We start from the raw sequence: 22,147 nt of genomic DNA, 5'->3' as shown, positions 1-22,147 counted from the left end.
AAAACTAGTGACCGAAATCTACTTGTAAGCATTTACTTGTTTAAGTGCTAAAACATTGCGGTATACTACTATTAACAATGAAAGGAGATTGATCATAAATGAGTTATGAAGAAAATGTAGCTAGTTTTGATAAAATTGATTCCGCAAGAGCAGACGAACTAGTAAAAGGGGACGGAGAGGCTGTAATCTATGTCGGTAAATCTGTATGTCCTTACTGCCAAACCTTCGTTAAGAAACTAAACAAAGTAGCCGAAGAAACAAATGCCCACATCTATTACGTTAACAGTATTGAAAACGCTGATATGAAAGGTGTTTCTGCTTTCCGTAATGAGTACGACATCCCAACAGTACCTGGCTTCATCTACACTAATGGAGACACAGTCAACGTTAAATGTGATTCTTCTATGTCTGAAGAAGAAATTAAATCTTTCATGAACAAGTAATCGATCGAAAACTATATGAAAAAGATCCTTCATTCATAGTGAATGAAGGATCTTTTTCATTTTGGTTTTTATTTAACAAGCTGTTGTATAGGCGAGTAAGAATTGAACTTTTATAGGCTGGTTGATAGTTTTAAAAGTTTTGAAAATAACACCCTATATTAATAATTATAGAGTATAATCAGAATATTAGTTATATTACTATTTTGTCAAGAAAAAGCAGAAGGTCATATTCGACAGTCATAAAATAACTAGTATTGTGACAAATGAAAATGCCAAATAGTATAACTAACAAATTATTGAGAGTTGTAGAATTCTCAGTGATTGAAAATTCAATCAAATAGGGGGCTGGGTAGAATGAGTAAAAAAAGTAAACTCTTGTTTACAGTTTTAATGGCTTTTACATTAGTAATGTTAGCCGCATGTGGGAACTCATCCACAGATGATACTGAAAGTGCAGGCTCTGATGATGTTGTAAAAGCAAAAGTAGGCGTTATTTCATATTTAACTGGTCCAGGTGCTAGTTATGGTGAAGCGATCACAAACGGAATCAATCTTGCACACAAAGAAATTGCTGAACTGGGGGAAGTTGACATCGAGTTGAAGATTGAAGACTCCGCTGGTAAACAAGAAGAAGCATTATCAGTTGCACAAAAATTAATGAACTCAGAAAATGTAGACGCAATTATTGGACCTACTTTAAGTACTGAAATGCAAATCGTTGGACCGGAAGCAGATTTAAACGGCGTTCCAATTCTAGGTACATCAAACACAGCTGAAGGTATTCCGCAACTTGGTGAATATGTATTCAGAAACTCGATTCCTGAGACATTAGCAATTCCTGCATCTGTGCAGAAAGCTATTGATAAATATGGCGCTAAAAAAGTTGCTATTTTATATGGAAATGATGATGTATTCACAAAAGCAGGATATGACACGATGAAGCAAGTTGCTAAAGATTTAGATTTAGAAGTATTAACAACAGAAACTTTCCAGTTAGGACAATCTGATTATAAAGCACAATTAACAAAAATTAAGAGCCTTAACCCCGATTTAGTTTTAGCTTCTGCTCTTTATAATGAAGGTGCAGTAATTCTTGATCAAGCCCGCAAAATGGGAATTGACGTACCATTTGTTGGGGGTAATGGTTTTAACTCACCAGAAGTTATTAAAATTGCTGGCGATGCTGCAAATGGTTTAATCGTTGCAACCCCGTGGTTCGCTAAGAAAGACGACGAGAAAGTTAAAAAGTTTGTTGAAGATTATGAAGCCGCTTACGGTATGGAGCCAGACCAGTTCGCAGCACAAGCATACGATGGTTTTTATGTAATGGCTGAAGCAATTAAAAATGCTGGTGAAGCAGACCGTGATGCGATTCGTGATGCACTTGCTGAAATTAAAGATTTTGAAGGTGTTTTAGGAAATATGTCATTTGATGAAGAAGGCGACATTATTATGGAGCCAACGGTTTTAATTATTGAAGGTGACGAATACGTAGTCTTTGAATAATTTTAGGGAAAGGGGCTGGGATTTTCCCAGCCTTCTTATTTTCCTAAATGACTTACGAAAAATAAGCTCGATTATATAAGTCAAAAATGAAGAAGGAGGAGGAGGACTATTGCTAATTGAACAATTAATAAATGGTCTAACATTAGGGAGTATCTATGTCATTGTTGCGCTAGGTTACACGCTCGTATTTGGTGTGTTGAACGTAGTAAATATGGGGCATGGGGAAATCTTTATGTTCGGAGCGTTTATGGGCGTCGTCGTCACGAATATATTAGGTTGGCCATTATATATTGCATTTGTTGTAGCCATTGTCGTGACGGGAATTTTAGGCTATTTTCTCGAGACATTTGCGCTACGACCATTACGAGGAAAAGAGGGTGTCTCACATCTTGCGCCTTTGATCAGTACAATCGGTGTTTCTATTTTTCTTGAGAACGTTGCACATCACTTTTTTGGTTCAGGTAACCAACCATTCCGAACGTCACTTTCAGAATTAAAATTTGTTTTAGGATCAACAACTGTTTACTACGTTCAAATTATTATTTTTGTTATTGCTATTTTACTTATGTTCGGACTTACTTTTTGGTTATCTAAAACAAAGGCAGGAAAAGCATTACGTGCAAGTGCGGAAAACTTAGCAGTAGCCAGTCTTCTCGGTGTAAATACGAAGAGAACGATAACGCAAACTGTTATTATTGCATCTGCAATGGGTGGAATCGCTGGAATTTTAGTCGGAATTGCTTTCAACTCTGTTAACCCCCAAATGGGTTTATCTTTCGGACTTAAAGGATTAGCTATCATTATTTTAGGTGGGTTAGGTAATGTAAGAGGGGCCATGGTAGGTGGTTTGATTTTAGGGATGGCTGAAACATTTATCGTAGCCTATGGAGATTCAGGTTATCGTGATGCTGTTGCGTTTATCGCAATCATTGTTATTTTAATCGTACGACCCCAAGGAATCTTTGGAACAGCTACAACTGGAAGAAAGGGTTGATTAGATGTTAGGCGAATTAATAAACCCATATTATCTACAAGTTATTTCTTTTATTTTAATTAATATTATCCTGGCAGTTAGTATATACATAACGCTTGGAACGGGACAATTATCACTGGGGCATGCAGGTTTTATGAGTATAGGTGCGTACACAACAGCTATTCTTACGCTTAATTATAATATGCCGCTTGTACTCGGCGTCATTATAGCTGCGATCTTTACAGGGATTGTTGGGACATTAATTGGTATACCCGCTTTAAGATTACAAGGTGTTTATCTCGCTATTGCAACACTTGGGTTTGGTGAAGTCGTTCGAGTCCTTTTCATTAACTGGGAGGGTTTAACAAACGGTGCCATTGGCTTATCAGGCATTCCGCATCTTGGAAGAGAAATACTTAGTTTAAGTAAAAGTATAGGAATAGAACCTGATATGTTTGGATTGAAAAACAACCAGTTCATAAGTTTAGCTGTCTTTTTTGTTTTACTCATTATAACGATTTCAGTCATTTGGTTTTTCGTGAGACAGAATAATTCTAGAATTGGACGTGCTTTCTCCGCTATTAAAATGGATGAAGAAGCATCAGAAGCAATGGGTATTAATATTACGTATTACAAAGTGTTAGCTTTCGGTCAAGGTGCAATGTTAGCAGGGTTTGCAGGTGCATTATATGCCCATTTAATGGCGTACATTAGCCCATCAGACTTTGATTATCACAGAGCAGTAGAAATATTGATATTCTCTATTTTTGGCGGAAGCGAAGTTATATGGGGATCCATATTCGGAGCTGTGTTCTTATCTGCAATGCCCGAATTCCTACGTTTTATCAACGAATATCGATTTATGATTTATGGTGCGCTTCTGGTTCTTATGATGGCGTTCCGTCCACAAGGAATTATCGATGTAAATATGATAAACCGATTCAAACGATTGAAACCTAAGAAGAAAGGGGAGAAAAATCATGGTGCTTGAAATAAAGAAGATCAGTAAAAACTTCGGTGGTATCCAAGCTTTAACCGATGTCTCGTTTTCAGTGGAAGAAGGCGAAATACTTGGTTTAATTGGGCCTAATGGTGCTGGAAAAACGACGATGTTTAATATGATTACAGCTATGTATCCTCCTAGTTCTGGTGATATATCGTTTGTCGGCAATCCACTATCAAATCTGAAGCCACATCAAATTACAGAAAAAGGTATCTGTCGTACATTTCAAAATATCCGTCTGTTTTCTGACTTAACAGTACGTGAAAACGTTATGGTAGGTAATCATTGCCGACTAAAAACGAATGTGATGCAAAGTGTATTTCGTACGAAAGCTCAAAAAGCAGAAGAAGCTAGAGTCCTGGCGACTTCTGATGAGATACTAGAAGTTGTTGGCTTAGCGAATGACAAGGAAACAATTGCAAAAAACCTTTCCTATGGCGCACAGCGAAGATTAGAAATCGCAAGAGCTTTAGCGAGTAGGCCAAAGTTAATTCTCCTTGATGAACCAGCAGCTGGTATGAATGAAAAAGAAACGAATGATTTATTTAATTTAATTAAAAAAATCCAAACATTGGATATTACGGTGCTGCTGATCGAACATGATATGCCACTAGTGATGCGTGTTTGTAGTAGAATTGTCGTTTTGAACTTTGGTAAAAAAATTGCAGAAGGTACACCGAGCAGTATTCAAAACAATAAAGAAGTAATTGAAGCCTACCTCGGGGTGGAGGAGGAAGATGAGCTTGCTTAAACTAGATAACATCAGTACCTTTTATGGGAAAATTCAAGCGTTAAAAAGTATAGATATAGCTGTAGAAGAAGGGACAATCGTAACGATTTTAGGAGCCAATGGTGCGGGTAAGACGACAATGATGAATACCATCGCTGGGCTTTTAAAACCTAAAGAAGGCACAATCCACTATTTAGGAAATGATGTTACAGGCCGTCGACCAGACCAGCTTTTACGAAAAGGTTTAGCACTTGTCCCAGAAGGTCGAGGTATTTTGGCAACAATGACTGTTTTAGAAAACTTGGAAATGGGTGCATATCATCGAAGTGATTCAGAAGTTGGCGCGGATATTGAGAAAGTGATGGATCGCTTTCCAATTCTGAGAGAAAGAAAAGAGCAATACGGTGGCACACTTTCAGGTGGACAACAACAAATGTTAGCGATTGCCAGAGTGATTATGTCTAAACCAAAGCTTCTTTTACTAGATGAACCTTCAATGGGGCTAGCACCGATCATCGTTGCAGATATATTTAAAATTATTAAAGAAATTAATGAAGCTGGTACGACTGTATTACTTGTTGAACAAAATGCGCGACAAGCCTTAAAAGTAGCAGATCGTGGGTATGTACTTGAAAATGGGAAAGTAGTAGCTTCTGGTACTGCTAAAGAATTATTGCAAGATGATACGATTAAGAAAGCTTATTTAGGTCATTAATCAAGATTGAAGAGGCAGTAGAACTTTGCTGCTTTTTTTTATTTTGTTGAAATTGCGAAGAACAATTTACTTAATTAAAACTTTTGCTTGGAGTGAATAATATGAACTTACATGAATCTAAGAAAGTTAGAGATAGGGGTATTATCATCGGTCGTCTTCCAACGGGTATCAAAAATTGTATCACGGATGTACAAGGCGTAAAAGTTGGACATGTCACACTAGATCATCCATTACAAGGAGATGATTACGTAGCTACAGGCGTGACTGCCATTTTACCGCATGGCGACAATCTGTTTATGAATAAAGTAGTAGGCGCAAGTTATATTTTAAACGGTTTTGGAAAAACAACAGGACTCGTTCAAGTAAATGAATTGGGCTTGATTGAGTCTCCGATTATGCTGACAAACACGTTTGCAGTCCCCGCAGTGACCCAAGGTACCCTACAATATATGTTAGAAGAAAGTCCTGAAATTGGAGACACGACGGGAACGATCAATCTGGTTGTTGGGGAATGCAATGATAGCCGATTGAATTCAATCCGTGAGCTAGCAGTTCAACCTAGTCATGCAATCGATGCTATTAAAGAAGCTTCTACTGACGCTTGCTTGGAAGGGGCAGTTGGGGCTGGAAAAGGCATGATTTGTTTTGGCTATAAAGGAGGAATTGGTTCCTCATCACGAATAATTACGGAGAGTGAAAGTGGAAAGAAGTATACGGTTGGTTGTATAGTCCTTAGTAATTTCGGAAAAAAGGAAGACTTTCAACTTGAGAAATATAAATTAAGCGACAACCCGTATATCCCGACATACCCTAGTCCCGCTGATGGATCGATCATGATAGTTTTGGCGACAAATGCACCGCTTAGCAATAGGCAGTTACGCCGAGTAGCGAAAAGATGTGGTATTGGTCTTGGGAGAACGGGAAGTCACTTTAGTAATGGCAGTGGTGACGTTGTCATCGCATTTTCAACTGCTCATAAAATTCCGCATTTCACAAGAGAAATGGTAGAAACAAGACAACAATTAAGAGATGATCATTCTATTATGAATGACCTTTTTCTCGGTGCAGCTGAAGTAGCGGAAGAAGCAATACTGAATTCCCTATCACAGGCTATAACGACGACAGGACGGATGGGGAATATCGTCCACGCCTATCCGTTTGACTAGTTTTGCTGAAATTAATTTCAGCAAGAGCAGACGAACAACGTCGAGGCTGTAATCTATCCGTATGTCCTTACTGCCAAATAGTCGTTGGGATACTCAACAAAGTAGCTATGAAGAAGAAATTAAATCTTTCATGAACAAGTAATCGATCGAAAACTATATGAAAAAGATCCTTAATTTGAAATGAACTAAGGATCTTTTTTATTTCGTTTTTAATTAACAAGTTGTTCTGAAGGAGAGGTTTTCTGTAGTTCGTTCAGAAATGTTTGCCGCTCGTCTGTGTTATGGAGATAAATAGGCTCAATAGCTTCTTTCAGCCATGCTCTGCGCTCTGTACGATCCGCAACGTAGTGTTTCACATACTGTCGAACATCAGCGAGGAAATCCAAATACTCCTCATATCGTTCATCATAGGTTTCCGCAATTTCGTCACGGATCTTTTTAGCCAATGAGGGACTTGAGCCACTTGTCGATACACTGATGATCAGTTTACCCCGCGCAGTGACAGCGGGAATCTGTGCAGTGCCTAAAGATGGATTGGAAGCGTGAACGACTAATTTTCCCGCATCTTTTAATTGCTTGGCGAGGCGATCGTTCACTGCTTCATTATCTGTTACGAGCAAGGTGAGAAAGGCGGTCGCAACATCTTCCCATTCCGCTTCTTTCGTAATGAGCGTAACCACACCTTGCTGTTCAAGTTCTTCAAAAGAGGGATGAAAAGCAGGACTGATAATAGTTGGATGAATACCGAATCGGCGGAGGTTAAGTACTTTGTGATAGGCGACATGTCCGCCACCGACTACGAAGATATTCGATTCATCCATATTTTCAAGCATAATGGGGAACATTTAGACCACGTTTCCTTTCTGCTGCTTCATTAGCCCTTTCATTCAAGATTGCATGGATAGCTGGATCATAACCGAGTGCAGGACATAAATGAATAGCGGTTGTTGTTTTAGTTTTCTGTAGTGTTCGCTCAATCGTTTTCATTAAAATACCAGTGAATAATAAATAGGGTAAAATATATAGATTCTTCGGCTGCTGTTCTAACAAACGCTCAAGTTCTTCTTCAAAAAAAGGACCACAGGCGGCAAGATAACCCACGCTAACATTTTGTAGTGTCGTTTTCTCTTGGAAAATCCTTTTGATATCTGCAAAGTCATCGATCGTTGCGGGGTCGCTACTGCCCCTTCCAATCAATAATATCGATGCATCTTTGGGGACAATTTCTGTTGTTTGATGCAATCGCTCAATCAGCACATCGACCATTCGTTCATCCACGCCAATTGGGTCTCCGTAGTAAACAGGAATATCAGGATACTTCACCATGACGCCTTGCAGCTCAACGGGTATGTCCACATTGGCATGGCCCGCGCGTAATAACAGGAAGGGGATTGCGATAATTTCCGTCGCACCACGCTCTATACAACGCGCAACACCTTCTGCAATAGAAGGATCAGCAAGTTCTAAGAAACAGGCTTCTTGGATAGGGGCAGCTTCAGTTCTCATCGTTTTCTCGATGAATGCTAAGGCTGCCTGCTGTCCTTTCTTTACACGGCTACCGTGACAAATATAGAGGATCGCTCTCATACTAGCGCCTCATGCAAACGACGTTCATCACTCGATTCCTCGAACCACTGTAACTCGTCGCGTAAACGGACAACTTCACCAATGACAATCATACTTGGATTCTTGACATCTTCAAGGCGTGCCGTTTCCGTCATAGTAGAAAGTGTTGCAGTAACTGCACGTTGCGTCTCTGTGGTCCCCCAATGAATAAACGCAACGGGTGTGTCTGGATCCTTGCCATGTTGAATTAATTGCTTCTGTATATAGGGAAGATTACTGACACCCATATAAATTGCAAGTGTATCAATACCTTTGGCAAGAGCCTGCCATTTCTCAGCTTCTTCGGCTCCTTCTTTACGATGGCCCGTGACGATAGCAAATGATGCACTATAATCACGGTGAGTAACGGGAATACCTGCATAAGCAGGAGCAGCGATTCCAGAAGTGATGCCTGGAATCACTTCAAATGGGATGTGATGCTTAACCACAAACGCTGCTTCTTCACCGCCGCGACCGAAAATGAATGGATCGCCGCCTTTCAGACGTACGACTTGTTTACCTTGCTTCGCATGCTTAACCAATAAGAAATTAATCATATCCTGCTGGACGAAATGATGCTTCGGAAGCTTGCCTACGAATATCAACTCCACGTCCGGCTTAGCATACGTTAAAATCTCTTGATTGATCAGTCTGTCATAAAGAATTACATCCGCTTGCTGTATAGCTTTCACTGCTTTGACGGTCAATAAATCTGGATCTCCTGGACCCGCTCCGACTAGCCAAACTTTTCCCATTCTAACCACTCCTCAATTAATCCATTTTTTATCACGCAAGTAGCCGATTAGTTGTTCGACACATTCTTCCACAGTATATTTATCCGTTTCCAATGTAAGTTCAGGATTTACTGGTGCTTCATAAGGTGATGAAATCCCGGTGAACTCAGGAATGACACCGGCACGCGCTTTTTCATATAAACCTTTTGGGTCACGTTGTTCACAAGCGTCTAGCGGACAACTAATATACACTTCGACAAATTCGTCTTCTTCAACAAGGCGTCTCACGCTGTCACGATCTTCCTGGAAGGGGGAGATGAATGCTGTGAAAACAAGTTGACCACTATCGATGAATAACTTTGAAACTTCACCAATGCGACGAATATTTTCTTTTCGTGCTTCATCAGAAAAACCAAGATCTTTATTCAAGCCGTGGCGGACGTTATCTCCGTCCAGTACATAAGTATTAGCGCCGAGATCATGCAACCGGCGAGCGGCTGCATTTGCAATAGTGGATTTACCCGAACCGGATAGACCGGTAAAGTAGAGAACTGCGCTATGATGACTGTTTTTTGCTCGTTGTTCCTCTTTAGAGATTAATTGGTCATGCCATACAATATTCTTTGTCATTTCGCTTCTCCTCACTTCACCAGTTCTTTTTCTTGTAAGCCATTGATCAATACATCGACAACTTCTTTACGACTGAATTCCGGTGGAGGCAAGATGCCGTTTTTCAACATCTCCCGTACTTTGGTTCCTGAAAGAATGACATGATTTTCACTGGAATGTGGGCAAGTTTTTGGCGTCGCCATGTTGCCGCAAGTCTTACAGAAGAAACTGTGTTCAAAGAAGAGTAATGTAATACCGATTTCATCCGCTGTAAAGTTCGAGAAGATCTCTTGGGCTTCATACGTGCCATAGTAATCGCCAACACCTGCATGGTCACGACCGACAATAAAGTGGGTACAACCATAGTTTTTGCGTACAAGCGCATGGAAAATTGCTTCGCGCGGACCTGCATAACGCATTGCCGCAGGGAACACAGCTAGCTTGACACGATCTTCAGGATAGTAATCGCGCAGCAGAACTTGATAACTTTCCATCCGTACATCTGCAGGAATATCATCTGATTTCGTTTCCCCAACTAGTGGATTGAGTAATAGGGCATCGACAATCTCCAGTGCAGTTTTTTGAATATATTCATGGGCACGGTGAACAGGATTACGTGTTTGGAATCCGACAATAGTCTTCCAGCCATTATTTTCGAATGCTTGACGAGTTTCAGAAGGATCGAAATAAAACTCAGCAAAACTTTTCTGTTCAATTCGTCTAATCAATTTGATCGGCCCACCTAGATAGATATGGCCGCGATCGAGTAACTTGGCTACGCCAGGATGAGCGCGGTCAGCTGTCTTATAAACCTTTACCGCTTCTATTTGTTGATCAGGTTCAAAAATGTCTTTAATTTCAAGTGTTCCATAGATATCACCTTGGTACTCAAGCAAAACCGTGTCACCTATTGAGTAAGCAGAACGATCCTTCACAGGTAACGTAATCGGTAAACTCCAAATAGTGCCGTTTGCTAAGCGGATATCGTTTACAACTGCGTGATAATCTTCAGAAGTCAAGAAACCTGTTAACGGGCTGTATGCTCCTGTTGCGATCAGTTCCAAATCACTAACCGATGTAGCATCTATCGAAACTGTCTTGTGTACTCCTTCAATTGAAAGAGTGGGTTCGTATAAATTCACTAAACTACCGCCATGTGGTTGTATCGTTGTCATTTTATAAACACCTAACCTTCTTATAATAATAAGTCATATAGAAATACTTGGTTTTGAAACTAAAAAAAATTACGTATGCAGTCCGCATTCTGTCTTACCGCTACCTGTCCAACGTCCAGAACGCATATCTTCTTCGGTGAATGCTGGTTTTGTACACGTTGCACACCCGATACTCGGGAAACCTTGATCGTGAAGCACGTTATAATCGAGTTCATGTGTATGGGCAAAGCGCCAAACATCTTTCCATGTCCAATGAATCAGTGGACATACTTTAATCTTTTTAAAACGATTATCTAAGTTCAAATACTCTGTAGAACTTCTTGTTTCGGATTGCTCTCTACGTAATCCTGATATCCAAGCAGTGGAAGGAGAAATCGCTTCTTCCAACGGCTGAATCTTACGCAAATCACAGCATTGATTCGGATTGGTTTTCCAAAGGTCCAAGCCATATTGTTCTGTTTGTTCATCGATAGTCAAATGAGGTTGTTGTAAATGAATTTGAAGCTGTGGATAACGCTTTTTTACCTTTTCTATCGTTTCATATGTTTCTTTAAAGTGATAATTGGTATCCAAAAAAATAATCTTGGCATCTGGCTTCACGCGTGAAATTAGTTCGATCAATACAATGCCTTCGATACCAAAGCTACACGCATAGACTAGTTTTTCTCCATAGTGTTCATACGCCCATTGCAATACTTCAGAAGCGCCTTTTGTCTCGGAATCTGCTGGAAAATCTGGCAAGACCGATATCTCTTTCCACGATTCGAATGTGACCATTCCATACCCCCCGCTCTCTTGTTATATTATTAACAGTTTAACAGACAATTAAAAATAGTCAATGCAAATTAGAATAGTAGGGATTGAAAGTTTTTCTATTTTATTTGTAGTTGAATCGAGAGCGATGGTTCAGGATTTGGTGTAGTATGTAGAGTTGGCATTAGGTAGTTTTTTGCAATACCTTACTCTTCCTTGTTTGATGCAAAGGTAGTAGTTTGACTGGCAATGTAAGTGGGGCGATCATTGGTCCCACTTCGGCGGTGGTGGATGGCTTCCGCAATGAGCCAGTCAGGAAGAGCGCCTGGCTGTCTCATTACTACGCCTACCACTGTCAGCCGCCTGCGTTAGATTATGTGTAGGGCAGTTATGATTCTTCTTTTGCAGGAATAGTAACTAGTACTACCCAGTCACTGGTTTTATCTCCTATAAACCACAAACAAACTTGATAAGTACCTGGTAGCGCAGGCACAACTGCGGGGTCGGCCGTGGCCATGAGACAGCTAGCAGCTCCACCGCTAGTTGGCTCATGGCTGGAGGCAATCCCCCACGTGCCTGCGCGAGTCCAAAGCATGACCCTCACTACTTTCAATGAACAAGCAAAACTCGAGCAACGATCCAATCCATCCTTTACGTACTTTTACAACGCCGAAGAATAGTTCCCCAGTCACTGATCTTCATCTTTTATAAACCACACCCAAACTTGTCAACCACTTAGCAGCGCAGGCACAACTGCGGGGTAGGCCGTGGTCATGAGACAGCAGCAGCCCCACCGCTAGTTGGCTTATGGCTGTAGGCAATCCCCCACGTGCCTGCGCGGCTTCAAAGCATGACCCTCACTACTTTCAATGACCAAGCCAAACTCGAGCAACGACCCAAAACCCCAATTCGTAACAACTTCTAACCTTTCATTCTTTTTACTTTTCATGACAAAAAGCAATTGGTATACTAAACAATAGTAGGAAACCATTATAACTAAAGGAAAGAGTGTGTACCCAATGGGCCGTAAATGGAATAACATTAAAGAAAAGAAAGCATCAAAAGACGCAAACACAAGTAGAATCTATGCAAAATTTGGACGTGAAATATATGTAGCAGCAAAATCTGGAGACCCAAGCCCTGAATCCAACCAAGCCTTGAAATTCGTACTTGAACGTGCGAAAACATACAACATTCCAAGAGCCATTATTGACCGTGCTATAGAAAAAGCAAAAGGTGGCGGTGAAGAAAACTTCGACGAACTTCGTTATGAAGGATTTGGACCGAATGGATCAATGGTCGTCGTTGACGCATTGACAAACAACGTCAACCGTACAGTTTCTGAAGTGCGAGCGGCTTTCGGTAAAAACGGAGGAAACATGGGAGTCAGCGGTTCTGTAGCGTATATGTTCGATCCGGCAGCTATTATCGGTATCGAAGGCAAATCAGAAGAGGAAGTATTAGAGCTTTTGATGGAAGCGGATATAGATGTAAATGATATCGAAGAAGAAGATGGGCAAGTAGTGGTCTATGCAGATCCTTCTCATTTCCATGAGGTACAAGAAGCTTTCAGAGAAGCAGGTGTTACAGACTTTACCGTAGCGGAATTATCTATGATTGCGCAAAATGAAATATCTTTGGATGAAGAAGCTCAAGAGCAGTTTGAAAAAATGATCGATGCACTTGAAGATTTAGAAGACGTACAACAAGTCCATCACAATGTAGAATTGGCATAAAAATAGCAGCTGTTCCCAAATAGGAGCAGCTGCTATTTTTATTATTTTATAATGACCTTCCAGCCGTCAGTAGGTTCTTCCATGGAATCAACGTAAGTTGGTAAGAAAACAAAAGACCAAGGGGTTGCGGTAAATGCGGGAATATCGAGAGATAATGAGAAAGTCTCTTTTGCAGCTGTTTCTCCTTGTTCATTCACTACACATACTGTTGCTTCGCGAATTGATAATAACTCATCACGATTATTTTGTAAAAATACAGTAGCGGCTAATCCACCATTGCGTTTTCTTTTTAAAAGTATAGGCGTTGCCGTGAATTCTTCGTGCACTGATCTTTTAGTTTCATATTGGTGGATGAAAGCCTGTTTTTGTTGGTCTGATAAAGTAGCTTCCCACGTTTCTTCGAATATAATCTGCATAGGGCAGACCTCCTTTTTCCTATATCATTCCCCAAGGATTGATATTTAAGTCCTATTATAGCATATATTTTTAAATAATATGATTCACGACTTAATTCTCTTGTATAAAACATGCATTTCATCAGATGGAGAAAGCAATCAATGAATTATTCTCCATTGAATGAAGGAATGTATTGAATGATGTATACTGTAATAAGAATATGATAGGTAAAGGAGAGAGCCGTATGATACGTGTATTATTCGTTTGTCTCGGTAATATTTGTCGCTCACCCATGGCGGAAGGGGTATTTCGTAAGATGATTCATGATGAGCGCTTGGAAAATCTTATCGAAGTAGACTCTGCAGGTACAAGTGATTGGCATATTGGAAAGTCGCCACACGAGGGAACGCTTTCTAAGCTGGCAGAATTTAAAGTTTCAGCAGATGGAATGGTTGGACGTCAGTTGACTGTAAAAGATGCAGGGGACTTTGACTACATTATTGGAATGGATGCAGAAAACATCCGTAATATTCATAACCTGTTTGGCGATCATGATCATCAACGTGTACTTCGCTTTTTGGATTTAACAAGTCATCAAAAAGATGTTCCAGACCCGTACTTTACGGGAGACTTCCAAGAAACATATGACTTAGTACTAGAAGGCTGTCAATCGTTATTGGAGCTCATTAAAAAAGAGGAATTATCCAAGTGATTTATGCAATATTTATATGGTAGAGAATTATATTATATGAACACCGAAGTTTTTAAAACCTATGTATAGTGGGGGCGCCGAACATTTTGACTTACGAATTAAGTGCGACTACACTAAGTGGGAAAATGTCTGTTGGAGGAATTTATGAGTAATTATCCTTTTATTCCGATTATTGTCGGAACGAATATAAACGCCTATAATATGGCGATTTCATTTCATGAAGAATACGGCATCAAACCGATAATTGTAGGTAGAGAACCATTGCCATTCACAAGCTATAGTACAATTACAGATATCCAAGAACTGAATCCAGATTTGCACGATCCGAAAGTATTTGTTCAGTTCTTACGTGAAGTAGCTAAAAAGCATCGTACCGCTGATCAAAAGCTAGTACTTGTTGGAACAGATGATTTATACGTGCGAATGATAATTGAACAACGAGAAGCTTTGCAAAAAGATTTCTTATTCAATTACATTGATGAAGAAATCATGAATGCTGTGTATATCAAGAAAAATTTCTATGAGTTATGTGCAAAACATGGAATTGATACACCATCTACGTATTTCCATTCTTGTCTGTCAGACGAGCCGTTTACTGATGAAGTGCTGTTTCCGGTCATTATTAAACCGAGTGATGGTGTTCAATACTACCGTCATCCGTTTGAAGGACTGCAGAAGATTTATAAAGTAGATACATATGAAGAGGTTAACCGCATCATTCAAATGGTCAAAGCTAGTGGGTACACGGAAGATCTGATCATTCAGGATTTCATTCCAGGTGATGATACGTATATGTGGGATGCTGTGTATTATGCTGATCAGCATGGTAAAGCGCAGTTAATCACATTGGCGCAAGTCGTATTGCAGGAGCGTGCGATGACGGCAATCGGAAACTATACAGCATTGATTACGCGCTTTGATGAAGAGATCATGACTAAGCTTGCTAATTTCCTTGAAGCAATTGGTTATGTTGGCTACGGAAACTTCGACTTGAAATACGATGAACGCGATGGTAAATTCAAAGTGTTTGAAGTGAATATTCGTCAAGGGCGTTCAAGTTATTACATTACGCAGTGTGGTGAAAATATGGCGAAGTATTTAGTCGATGATTTGGTTTACGGAAAAGAAAAACCATTAACCTATCTAGATGATCATTTCCTATTTACAGTTGTGCCGAAAGCTGTATTGAAAAAATTTGTTGATAACCCACCTATGGAAAAAGAGATTCGTTCTTTGATCAAAGCAGGGAAGTATGGCAATCCGTTATTTTATAATAAAGATAAGCATATGAAACGGAAAATCTATTTATTGATGCGTCAAATCAACTATTACAAGAAATATAAAAATGCTGTAGAAGAATAAAAACACCCTTGCGCGTAAGCGTAAGGGTGTTTTGCATTCAAATAAAACTTAGCTGAATCGGTCAACCAAGTCGTGCATATTCTCTGCTTCCGTATGAAGATCAAGAGAAGCGTGCATGATGGTATTGATTGCAGCCTTTTGCTCATCAATCGATGCATTCACTTGTTCCGTTGCTGCTGCTGATTCAGTTGCGACAGCCGCAATTTGGTCTATTGCCTGAACAACATCTTGTCTATTTTCATCCATGCTATTCATATCATTTTCCATAGTACGCAACAGTGATGTGATATTGAGAATAGAGTCGGATAATTGTTCAAAAGCATTTTTAGTTTCCAAAATCGTACTTTCTTGATTACTTGTCAGATCTAATGTATGTTTCATTTGATTTTCAGCAGATGTTGTATCTTTTCGAATATGCACTAGGAGATCACGAACTCTTGTAGTTGCCTCGTTTGTATCTTCCGATAGTTGACGTACTTCATTTGCTACTACAGCGAATCCTTTTCCATGTTCACCTGCACGAGCGGCTTCAATACTGGCGTTTAGTGCAAGTAAGTTCGTTTGCTCAGAGATAGATGAAATCGTTTGGACAATTGCTTGGATTTCGTTCATTCTAGATACGAGTTGTGAGAAGTTCCCTTGCAAATCGTTGATCACGACGTTAAAGTTCTGTGAATTTTCTTCTAGTGTCTCCGCTTTATGCATACCAGAATTTTGCAATTCGTTCATACTGCGCATTTCAGTTACTACATTCTCATATTGCTCAGATGCATTGGAAATCAGTGTAGACAATTGATTCACTTTTGTGATCGCTACATCTGCTTCCTCTGATTGCAGTACTGCTCCTGAAGATACTTCAGCAATAGCGCTGTGTATTTCGTCAGCTGATGCTGTTGCTTCTTCTGTAATTGCGCTTAGTGTTTCTGAAGATGTTCTCATACGGTCTGAAGAGAGTCTTGTATGACCCACCATCTCATTCAGATTATTTTTCATTGTATTGACATTTTCAGCTAAGTGGCCCAGTTCATCATGTGAACGGATCGGAATGTTTTCACCCGATAGTTTACCTTCCGCAATTTCAGCCGTAATGAGACGGATATTCTTAATATATGAGGTCAGACGTCCTGAGAAAATAGAGAATAAAGCCACGCCCACAACGACAGAAATAATAACTGAAATCAAGGTATACCACAAAACGTTTTTAGCGCCGGCGTTAAAGTCTACCAGATACGTTCCGGCCACTACAATCCATCCCCAGTTTGGATCTTGTAGACCATAAGTGATTTTTGGCGCTTCTACATTCAAATTACTCGGCAATGGCCAATCGTACTGAACATATCCGCCTCCGCTTTTCGCTTCAGAAATGACTTCACGAATGAAGTAGCGACCGTCTTTTGTTTTAGTTTCATAAAGACTTTCACCTTCTTTTTGTGGATGTACGAGTAATGTCCCTTCCTCATCCACTACGTAAAAGTAGAAATTCTCTCCGTACTTCGCTGGATTGTCTAAAGGTCTAGTTCCGTCAGCAGCCATTGGTCCCATAATCTTATCTTTAGCTCGTTCTTGGGCATCTTTTAAGCTGAGTGAACCATTCTCTACTTGAATATTCAGCTCATCGATTAAGTCTAAAACCGCATATGTCCCATTCTGTAATCCCATTTCCCCGACTTTCTCAAGCTCTTGTTTGGCTACAAAGTAATTGACGATGCCAACAGCTAATAATGGAATTAAAATTACTAGAGCTGCAAGCGCTATCAACTTATTGCGTACTGAACCTTTCAATATGTAATGCCCCCTTTTGCATTTTTGCTATATGAAACCTTTCTCCCTACTAGTAGTATAGGCTATTCTAATTAAGAACGGAATAGCTTGTCACATTTAATAGAGAATTTCTACTTAATTACCAAAAGTGATGTTAAATGACAATAGTAAAACCCTTCGATTCTTGACTTGAAAAATACAGTAGGCTACACTTAATAGAGCTGTGGCTGTACGGTTCTTTATAGTTTTCAACGGATAAAAACGGAAGTTGTACGGAGCTATAGTAACGTAAGGAGTGTTTGAGCAGTGCCGATTTTGGATAAAAATAATGCAGAAGATGTCAAAAGATATGAAACGTTTATGAGGAATTCCCCATTCCGTTCGATTACACAGGATCCTAACTGGGCGAATGTGAAAGATGACTGGGGGAATGAGCAAGTATATGTAGAACGGGACGGAGAAATCGTTGCCGCTATGTCCTTGTTGATACGTAAGGTACCAGGCGGTTTTTCATTGCTATACGCACCACGCGGACCTATTTGTGATTTACATGATCAGAAGTTGGTTGAAGAATTAATTCAAGAGGCAGAAGTGCTTGTGAAAAAACATAAAGCCTTTGCATTAAAAATGGATCCTGAACAGTTATATACGGATGAATTGGACAAGTTATATCGTGATGCGGGTTACATAGTACGTAACGAAGGCGCGGGTAAAGAAGATTTAATCCAGCCCCGTTACAATATGATTGTTAAATTGACGGACGAGGATGAAGATTCCTTAATGCTCAAGTTCCGTAGTAGAACGAGAAGTAAAATCCGAAGCTCTGCACGTAAAGGTGTGGAAATTTCTTATTCACGCAGTGATGAATATTTAAAGAAGTTCTTTGAAATCCATGAAGAAATGTCTGTTCGTAATCAAATTTCTATTCGTTCATATGATTATTTCGTCAAAATGCGAGAAGCATTCGATGACTTGCGCATCTATATAGCGAAGCATGAAGACGACTATTTAGCAGGTGCAGTAACGATTAACTATAACGGGAAATTGTATTACTTATACGCTGGTAGCTCCAACACAAAGCGCAATCTAAACCCTAGTTATCTAATGAACTATGAAATGATGAAGTGGGGATTAGAAATTGGAGCAGAGCAGTATGATCTCGGTGGAGTGTTCGTGCTCGACAGTGAACAAGATGGATTGTACAATTTTAAAAATAGCTTCTGCCAAGTAGATGGTGTAACAGAATTTATCGGAGAAATCGATAAAGTATACAAACCTTTTATTTACAACATGTTCGTAAAAGTAGTGCCTAAAATTCAGAAGTTGAGAAAGAAGCTTCAAAAAAAATAACCGGTTGAAATCCTCAACTACAGAAAAGAGTGAACCGAATGAATTTTTTAGACGAGCTGAATGAATCTTTGCGCACAAAGTGGAATTTTAAACAGCCCATGCCCATTCAATCCCAGATGATACCTGAAATGCTGTCGGGTAAAGATATAGTGGCAGAATCCCCAACAGGCACAGGTAAAACATTGGCTTATGCATTACCTGTAATTCAAATGGTAGACGGAAATTTACCGAAAACACAAGCATTAATCATTACACCATCACAAGAACTATCTATGCAGATTGTCAATGTGATACGTGATTTGGTTGAGGGAACTTCCGTAACAGTCACTCAGTTGATTGGCGGTGCAAACATGCAACGTCAAGTTGAAAAACTGAAGAAAAAACCAACGATTGTAGTGGGAACACCAGGAAGATTAAATGAGTTAGTAAAAGAACGTAAGCTCAAAATGTATGATATCCAGTATTTAGTCATCGACGAAGGGGATCAACTACTCTCACGCGAATATCGAGTATTGGTGAAAAGCTTAATTGAAGCTGCAAATCCTGAGCGTCAATTAGCTGTCGTATCTGCAACAATTACCGATGAAATTGAACTTGTTGCCAAACAACTAATGAAGGATCCGATCCGCCTGCAAGTCAATGCAGATGAAATTCCAAACAGTGGTCAAGTCGTTCATTCATACGTAAAAGTGGATGAACGTAAAAAGACCGATGTCCTCAGAGGGATTTCTGCATTATCAGGTGTTCGTGCACTGACATTCATGAACAACGTAGACCAGTTACGCATGAAAGAACTGAAACTGCTCTACAACGATGCACCTATCGCAGTACTTTATTCTGACATGAAAAAACTTGACCGTCAGAAAACATTGGAAGACTTCAGAAAAGGTACGATCCGCATCCTTATCGCTACGGACCTTGCTGCCAGGGGTCTAGATATCGAAGGGTTGACACACGTCATCCACGTCGACGTACCACACACAGTCGAACAATACTTACACAGATCAGGCAGAACAGGCCGCGCTGGAGCGGATGGAGAAGTTCTCACACTGCTATCTTACCCAGAAGAACGCGACTATCGTAAAGTATCCAAAGGTATCAAAACTGTCCAAAAAGTCTGGTACAATGGAAAACTGATCGAAGGAAATTCTAAGACTTTGGACGAAATGAAAAAAGCCGCACCAAAGAAATCAAAGCCAAAAGTAAAGAAAAAGAAATAACGAAAAACGTATCATCGCCTAGACGATACGCAATGACTGAAGACGAACTCCATCACGGAGGGCTGCTCTTCAGTTTTTCTTTTATCTTTTAACGAGTTTCTCACTCACCGGATAATTCTCCGCAAAAAAATAAGCAAGCGCGGAGTCTCTCCGTGCTTGCTCATTTCTATCATCAATCAAGCTGAGTCAAAATAATAGGCTGACCTTTTGTCACGACAATCGTATGCTCGATCTGTGCAACGAGTGATTTATCAGGCGTAACAAACGTCCAACCGTCATCCAACTCAATCACATGCTCAGCCTTTTGCGAAACGAATGGCTCCACTGCCAAAACCATACCATCCGTCAATAACGTTTTATCCCAAGGATCATAATAATTAAGAACATGCTGGGGCTCTTCATGAAGAGACGTGCCAATTCCATGTCCGGTTAAGTTTTTGATCACATGCAAGCCATTATCTTTCGCTTCACGTTCAACAGCTTTGCCGATTTGATTCAAACTAGAACCTGCTTTCACTTTCAATAACGCGCGGTCCAAAGCTGACTTTGCCACATCACATAGTTTCTGCTTTTGCTCGTCAGGTGTACCCGCCACGAATGAAATACCAGTATCAGCAAAAAAGCCGCCAAACGATCCGGAAACGTCTATATTCACAAGGTCACCGTCTTGGATCACATAGCTTCCTGGAATGCCATGTGCTACCTGATGGTTGACGCTGATGCATGTATAGCCAGGGAAATCATACTGATCGATTGGAGCAGAAACCGCACCTTTTTCAGCAAATAAACGTCCTGCCATATCATCAAGTTCCTTCGTTGTAATGCCTGGAACTGTAGCATCTTTCAACGTTTCACGGATCTCAGCGACAATTTTTCCTATTACGCGCAATCCCTCTAATTCTTCATCATTTTTTACAATCATGTTCACAAGTCCTTTCTTCCGTACAATTTAATCAATCCTACTATATCATACTTTATTGATGTTTTTTTAATGATTTGCTTGTTCTTCCCATTACTCATTTCAACACTTTTACACCTTGATATACATTCCAAATTAGAACGACAACAAACAATAAACTATATAAAATAATGAAGAGCATGGGAATGAATCCCCAGAACATCATATTGCTGTCTGCATTTGTAATGGTATCAGCATTAAAAGAAAAGATGGAAAAAGACATAATGACGAAACCGGCAATTAGTAAAGCCATTGGAACTATATGCGAAACGAGCGCTTTTTTGGCATGACGGCGAACTTCGAATTCATCTGTCACGAAATAAATGATGATTGGCAACAGAAGGGGAGCGAAGAACACACTGAAATAACTAAGAGAAGACAATAATTTCGAATTTGACATAGCGTAACCTCCACTCTCTAGCATGATATTCTATACCCTAACCTATACCCTATTTTACGGTATAATCACGAAAAAAACACGGCTGCCCAATTGGCGCCGTGTTATAATTGTAGCGGCTTTGAAAAACGCCGACCCATAAATACTATGAAGCCGATGACTGCGGAAAGAAATAGAGCCGCTGTCGAAACGAATAATTCATCTGTACCGTTTTTCATTGCTATACCAATGAATGACCAAATGATAATTAAATTAAACATAGAATCATGGTAATGATACATAAAATGTAGAGCGATCGCTGCGGCTAAAGTTAAGAAGAGTACTGTCCATAGTGGATCACTCAAACCCCATCCTGTCCAATCGTGGAATTTGAAAGCATAATTAGAATTAGCGATGACTGCGATGAAAATCCATCCCATATAAGCGGAGATGGGAAGTCGTTCCTTATTTCTACCCTCAATTTTGGGATAACTGAAATACAGCACTAACAAACAAATTAATAATGCGATCACGCTGACAATAGCCCAATAATAATAACTATAATGCCACAATAAAAGCCATGCGATATTTAAAAAACAGCTGAGTGAGAACGAAATTGCACGTAAATTCGCAACTGAAGAAGAAAGTCTAGGTGAAGCCTTGAAAAATGAGTATAGCCAACTGACCAGTAGCAGATCTAGCACTATCCAAATTGAAAAAACATACTCTGCAGGCATGAATAGAACCGGTACTCGATTAGCAATTTCCCAAGTAGTCAGTCCATTAAGTGGGATTAAATTTGCGGCGATATGAGTTCCAATCATGATGAGTAACGAAAGTACCATCAAAATAATTCTTAGCATG

At 39.9% G+C, this 22,147-nt stretch carries 25 protein-coding genes; 12 read left to right on the top strand and 13 right to left on the bottom strand.

The features are described 5' to 3' along the window. Window positions 1-98: 98 nt before the first annotated feature. From SporoP32a_RS06045 to SporoP32a_RS06015, 7 genes are all read left to right on the top strand, one after another. Entirely contained in the window at window positions 99-443 is a 345-nt protein-coding gene (locus SporoP32a_RS06045) for a DUF6568 family protein (protein WP_085427078.1), read from the top strand. 354 nt (window positions 444-797) lie between these two features. Continuing rightward, window positions 798-1,949, top strand: a complete 1,152-nt coding sequence (locus SporoP32a_RS06040; RefSeq protein WP_085427077.1) for an ABC transporter substrate-binding protein — start codon at window positions 798-800, stop codon at window positions 1,947-1,949. Window positions 1,950-2,058: 109 nt separating this feature from the next. Beyond that, a complete protein-coding gene (locus SporoP32a_RS06035) occupies window positions 2,059-2,943 on the top strand; it encodes a branched-chain amino acid ABC transporter permease (protein WP_029055115.1) in 885 nt (294 codons plus the stop codon). Between the two features lie 4 nt (window positions 2,944-2,947). Next, window positions 2,948-3,913 carry a branched-chain amino acid ABC transporter permease gene (locus SporoP32a_RS06030; RefSeq protein WP_085427076.1) on the top strand — a complete coding sequence of 322 codons (966 nt, stop codon included), beginning with the start codon at window positions 2,948-2,950 and terminating at the stop codon, window positions 3,911-3,913. Next, on the top strand, window positions 3,903-4,676 hold the full coding sequence (locus SporoP32a_RS06025; protein WP_085427075.1) for an ABC transporter ATP-binding protein: 774 nt from the start codon (window positions 3,903-3,905) through the stop codon (window positions 4,674-4,676). Before SporoP32a_RS06030 ends, SporoP32a_RS06025 begins: the two co-directional genes overlap by 11 nt. Beyond that, window positions 4,669-5,370, top strand: coding sequence for an ABC transporter ATP-binding protein (locus tag SporoP32a_RS06020; RefSeq protein WP_085427074.1), 702 nt, complete (start codon window positions 4,669-4,671; stop codon window positions 5,368-5,370). Before SporoP32a_RS06025 ends, SporoP32a_RS06020 begins: the two co-directional genes overlap by 8 nt. Window positions 5,371-5,471: 101 nt before the next feature. Beyond that, window positions 5,472-6,536 (top strand): DmpA family aminopeptidase, encoded by a 1,065-nt coding sequence (locus tag SporoP32a_RS06015; RefSeq protein WP_085427073.1) that lies wholly within the window; start codon window positions 5,472-5,474, stop codon window positions 6,534-6,536. Window positions 6,537-6,745: 209 nt separating this feature from the next. On the opposite strand, the gene SporoP32a_RS06010 is transcribed toward SporoP32a_RS06015, so the two are convergent. The 8 genes from SporoP32a_RS06010 to SporoP32a_RS05980 all read right to left on the bottom strand — a co-directional run bounded on the left by SporoP32a_RS06010 (window position 6,746) and on the right by SporoP32a_RS05980 (window position 12,007). Further along, window positions 6,746-7,369, bottom strand: a complete 624-nt coding sequence (locus SporoP32a_RS06010; RefSeq protein WP_232319598.1) for an NAD(P)-dependent oxidoreductase — start codon at window positions 7,367-7,369, stop codon at window positions 6,746-6,748. After that, a complete protein-coding gene (locus tag SporoP32a_RS06005) occupies window positions 7,362-8,123 on the bottom strand; it encodes a sirohydrochlorin chelatase (RefSeq protein ID WP_085427071.1) in 762 nt (253 codons plus the stop codon). Before SporoP32a_RS06005 ends, SporoP32a_RS06010 begins: the two co-directional genes overlap by 8 nt. Continuing rightward, a complete protein-coding gene (gene cobA, locus SporoP32a_RS06000) occupies window positions 8,120-8,896 on the bottom strand; it encodes a uroporphyrinogen-III C-methyltransferase (protein WP_085427070.1) in 777 nt (258 codons plus the stop codon). The genes SporoP32a_RS06005 and cobA overlap by 4 nt, the downstream gene beginning before the upstream one ends. A 12-nt stretch (window positions 8,897-8,908) precedes the next feature. Beyond that, the gene (cysC, locus tag SporoP32a_RS05995; protein WP_085427069.1) at window positions 8,909-9,505 is read right to left on the bottom strand and encodes an adenylyl-sulfate kinase; all 597 of its coding nucleotides are present in this window, start codon (window positions 9,503-9,505) and stop codon (window positions 8,909-8,911) included. A gap of 11 nt (window positions 9,506-9,516) precedes the next feature. Further along, the gene (gene sat, locus SporoP32a_RS05990; RefSeq protein ID WP_085427068.1) at window positions 9,517-10,659 is read right to left on the bottom strand and encodes a sulfate adenylyltransferase; all 1,143 of its coding nucleotides are present in this window, start codon (window positions 10,657-10,659) and stop codon (window positions 9,517-9,519) included. Window positions 10,660-10,728: 69 nt separating this feature from the next. Next, a complete protein-coding gene (locus SporoP32a_RS05985) occupies window positions 10,729-11,436 on the bottom strand; it encodes a phosphoadenylyl-sulfate reductase (protein ID WP_085427067.1) in 708 nt (235 codons plus the stop codon). Between the two features lie 182 nt (window positions 11,437-11,618). Beyond that, a complete protein-coding gene (locus tag SporoP32a_RS16725; RefSeq protein ID WP_157129932.1) occupies window positions 11,619-11,765 on the bottom strand; it encodes a hypothetical protein in 147 nt (48 codons plus the stop codon). A gap of 35 nt (window positions 11,766-11,800) precedes the next feature. Further along, on the bottom strand, window positions 11,801-12,007 hold the full coding sequence (locus tag SporoP32a_RS05980) for a hypothetical protein (RefSeq protein WP_085427066.1): 207 nt from the start codon (window positions 12,005-12,007) through the stop codon (window positions 11,801-11,803). 424 nt (window positions 12,008-12,431) lie between these two features. Here SporoP32a_RS05980 and SporoP32a_RS05975 point away from each other — a divergent pair, with 424 nt between their 5' ends. Then, a complete protein-coding gene (locus tag SporoP32a_RS05975) occupies window positions 12,432-13,148 on the top strand; it encodes a YebC/PmpR family DNA-binding transcriptional regulator (protein WP_085427065.1) in 717 nt (238 codons plus the stop codon). A 41-nt stretch (window positions 13,149-13,189) separates the two neighbouring features. On the opposite strand, the gene SporoP32a_RS05970 is transcribed toward SporoP32a_RS05975, so the two are convergent. Next, the gene (locus tag SporoP32a_RS05970) at window positions 13,190-13,564 is read right to left on the bottom strand and encodes an SLAP domain-containing protein (RefSeq protein WP_085427064.1); all 375 of its coding nucleotides are present in this window, start codon (window positions 13,562-13,564) and stop codon (window positions 13,190-13,192) included. A gap of 224 nt (window positions 13,565-13,788) precedes the next feature. On the opposite strand from SporoP32a_RS05970, the gene SporoP32a_RS05965 reads away from it, so the two are divergent. Next, a complete protein-coding gene (locus SporoP32a_RS05965; protein ID WP_085427063.1) occupies window positions 13,789-14,256 on the top strand; it encodes a low molecular weight protein-tyrosine-phosphatase in 468 nt (155 codons plus the stop codon). Between the two features lie 144 nt (window positions 14,257-14,400). Continuing rightward, window positions 14,401-15,618, top strand: coding sequence for a carboxylate--amine ligase (locus SporoP32a_RS05960; RefSeq protein ID WP_085427062.1), 1,218 nt, complete (start codon window positions 14,401-14,403; stop codon window positions 15,616-15,618). 48 nt (window positions 15,619-15,666) lie between these two features. On the opposite strand, the gene SporoP32a_RS05955 is transcribed toward SporoP32a_RS05960, so the two are convergent. Beyond that, a complete protein-coding gene (locus SporoP32a_RS05955; protein WP_085427061.1) occupies window positions 15,667-17,400 on the bottom strand; it encodes a methyl-accepting chemotaxis protein in 1,734 nt (577 codons plus the stop codon). Window positions 17,401-17,685: 285 nt separating this feature from the next. Here SporoP32a_RS05955 and SporoP32a_RS05950 point away from each other — a divergent pair, with 285 nt between their 5' ends. Both SporoP32a_RS05950 and SporoP32a_RS05945 read left to right on the top strand, forming a co-directional pair. Beyond that, window positions 17,686-18,729, top strand: coding sequence for a lipid II:glycine glycyltransferase FemX (locus tag SporoP32a_RS05950; protein ID WP_085427060.1), 1,044 nt, complete (start codon window positions 17,686-17,688; stop codon window positions 18,727-18,729). 38 nt (window positions 18,730-18,767) lie between these two features. Beyond that, window positions 18,768-19,949, top strand: a complete 1,182-nt coding sequence (locus tag SporoP32a_RS05945; protein ID WP_085427059.1) for a DEAD/DEAH box helicase — start codon at window positions 18,768-18,770, stop codon at window positions 19,947-19,949. A gap of 172 nt (window positions 19,950-20,121) precedes the next feature. Here SporoP32a_RS05945 and map read toward each other — a convergent pair whose 3' ends face one another. From map to SporoP32a_RS05930, 3 genes are all read right to left on the bottom strand, one after another. Further along, entirely contained in the window at window positions 20,122-20,871 is a 750-nt protein-coding gene (gene map, locus SporoP32a_RS05940; RefSeq protein WP_085427058.1) for a type I methionyl aminopeptidase, read from the bottom strand. Window positions 20,872-20,965: 94 nt separating this feature from the next. After that, window positions 20,966-21,307 (bottom strand): magnetosome magnetite crystal formation protein family, encoded by a 342-nt coding sequence (locus tag SporoP32a_RS05935; protein WP_085427057.1) that lies wholly within the window; start codon window positions 21,305-21,307, stop codon window positions 20,966-20,968. A 101-nt stretch (window positions 21,308-21,408) separates the two neighbouring features. Further along, window positions 21,409-22,146 (bottom strand): hypothetical protein, encoded by a 738-nt coding sequence (locus tag SporoP32a_RS05930; RefSeq protein ID WP_085427056.1) that lies wholly within the window; start codon window positions 22,144-22,146, stop codon window positions 21,409-21,411. Window position 22,147 lies beyond the last annotated feature (1 nt).

The organism is Sporosarcina ureae (genome assembly GCF_002109325.1).
In the GTDB taxonomy this organism is placed as follows: Bacteria; Bacillota; Bacilli; order Bacillales_A; family Planococcaceae; genus Sporosarcina; species Sporosarcina ureae_C.
Note: the sequence above shows the minus strand (reverse complement) of the source record. Positions and strands in the feature narration are given on the sequence as shown.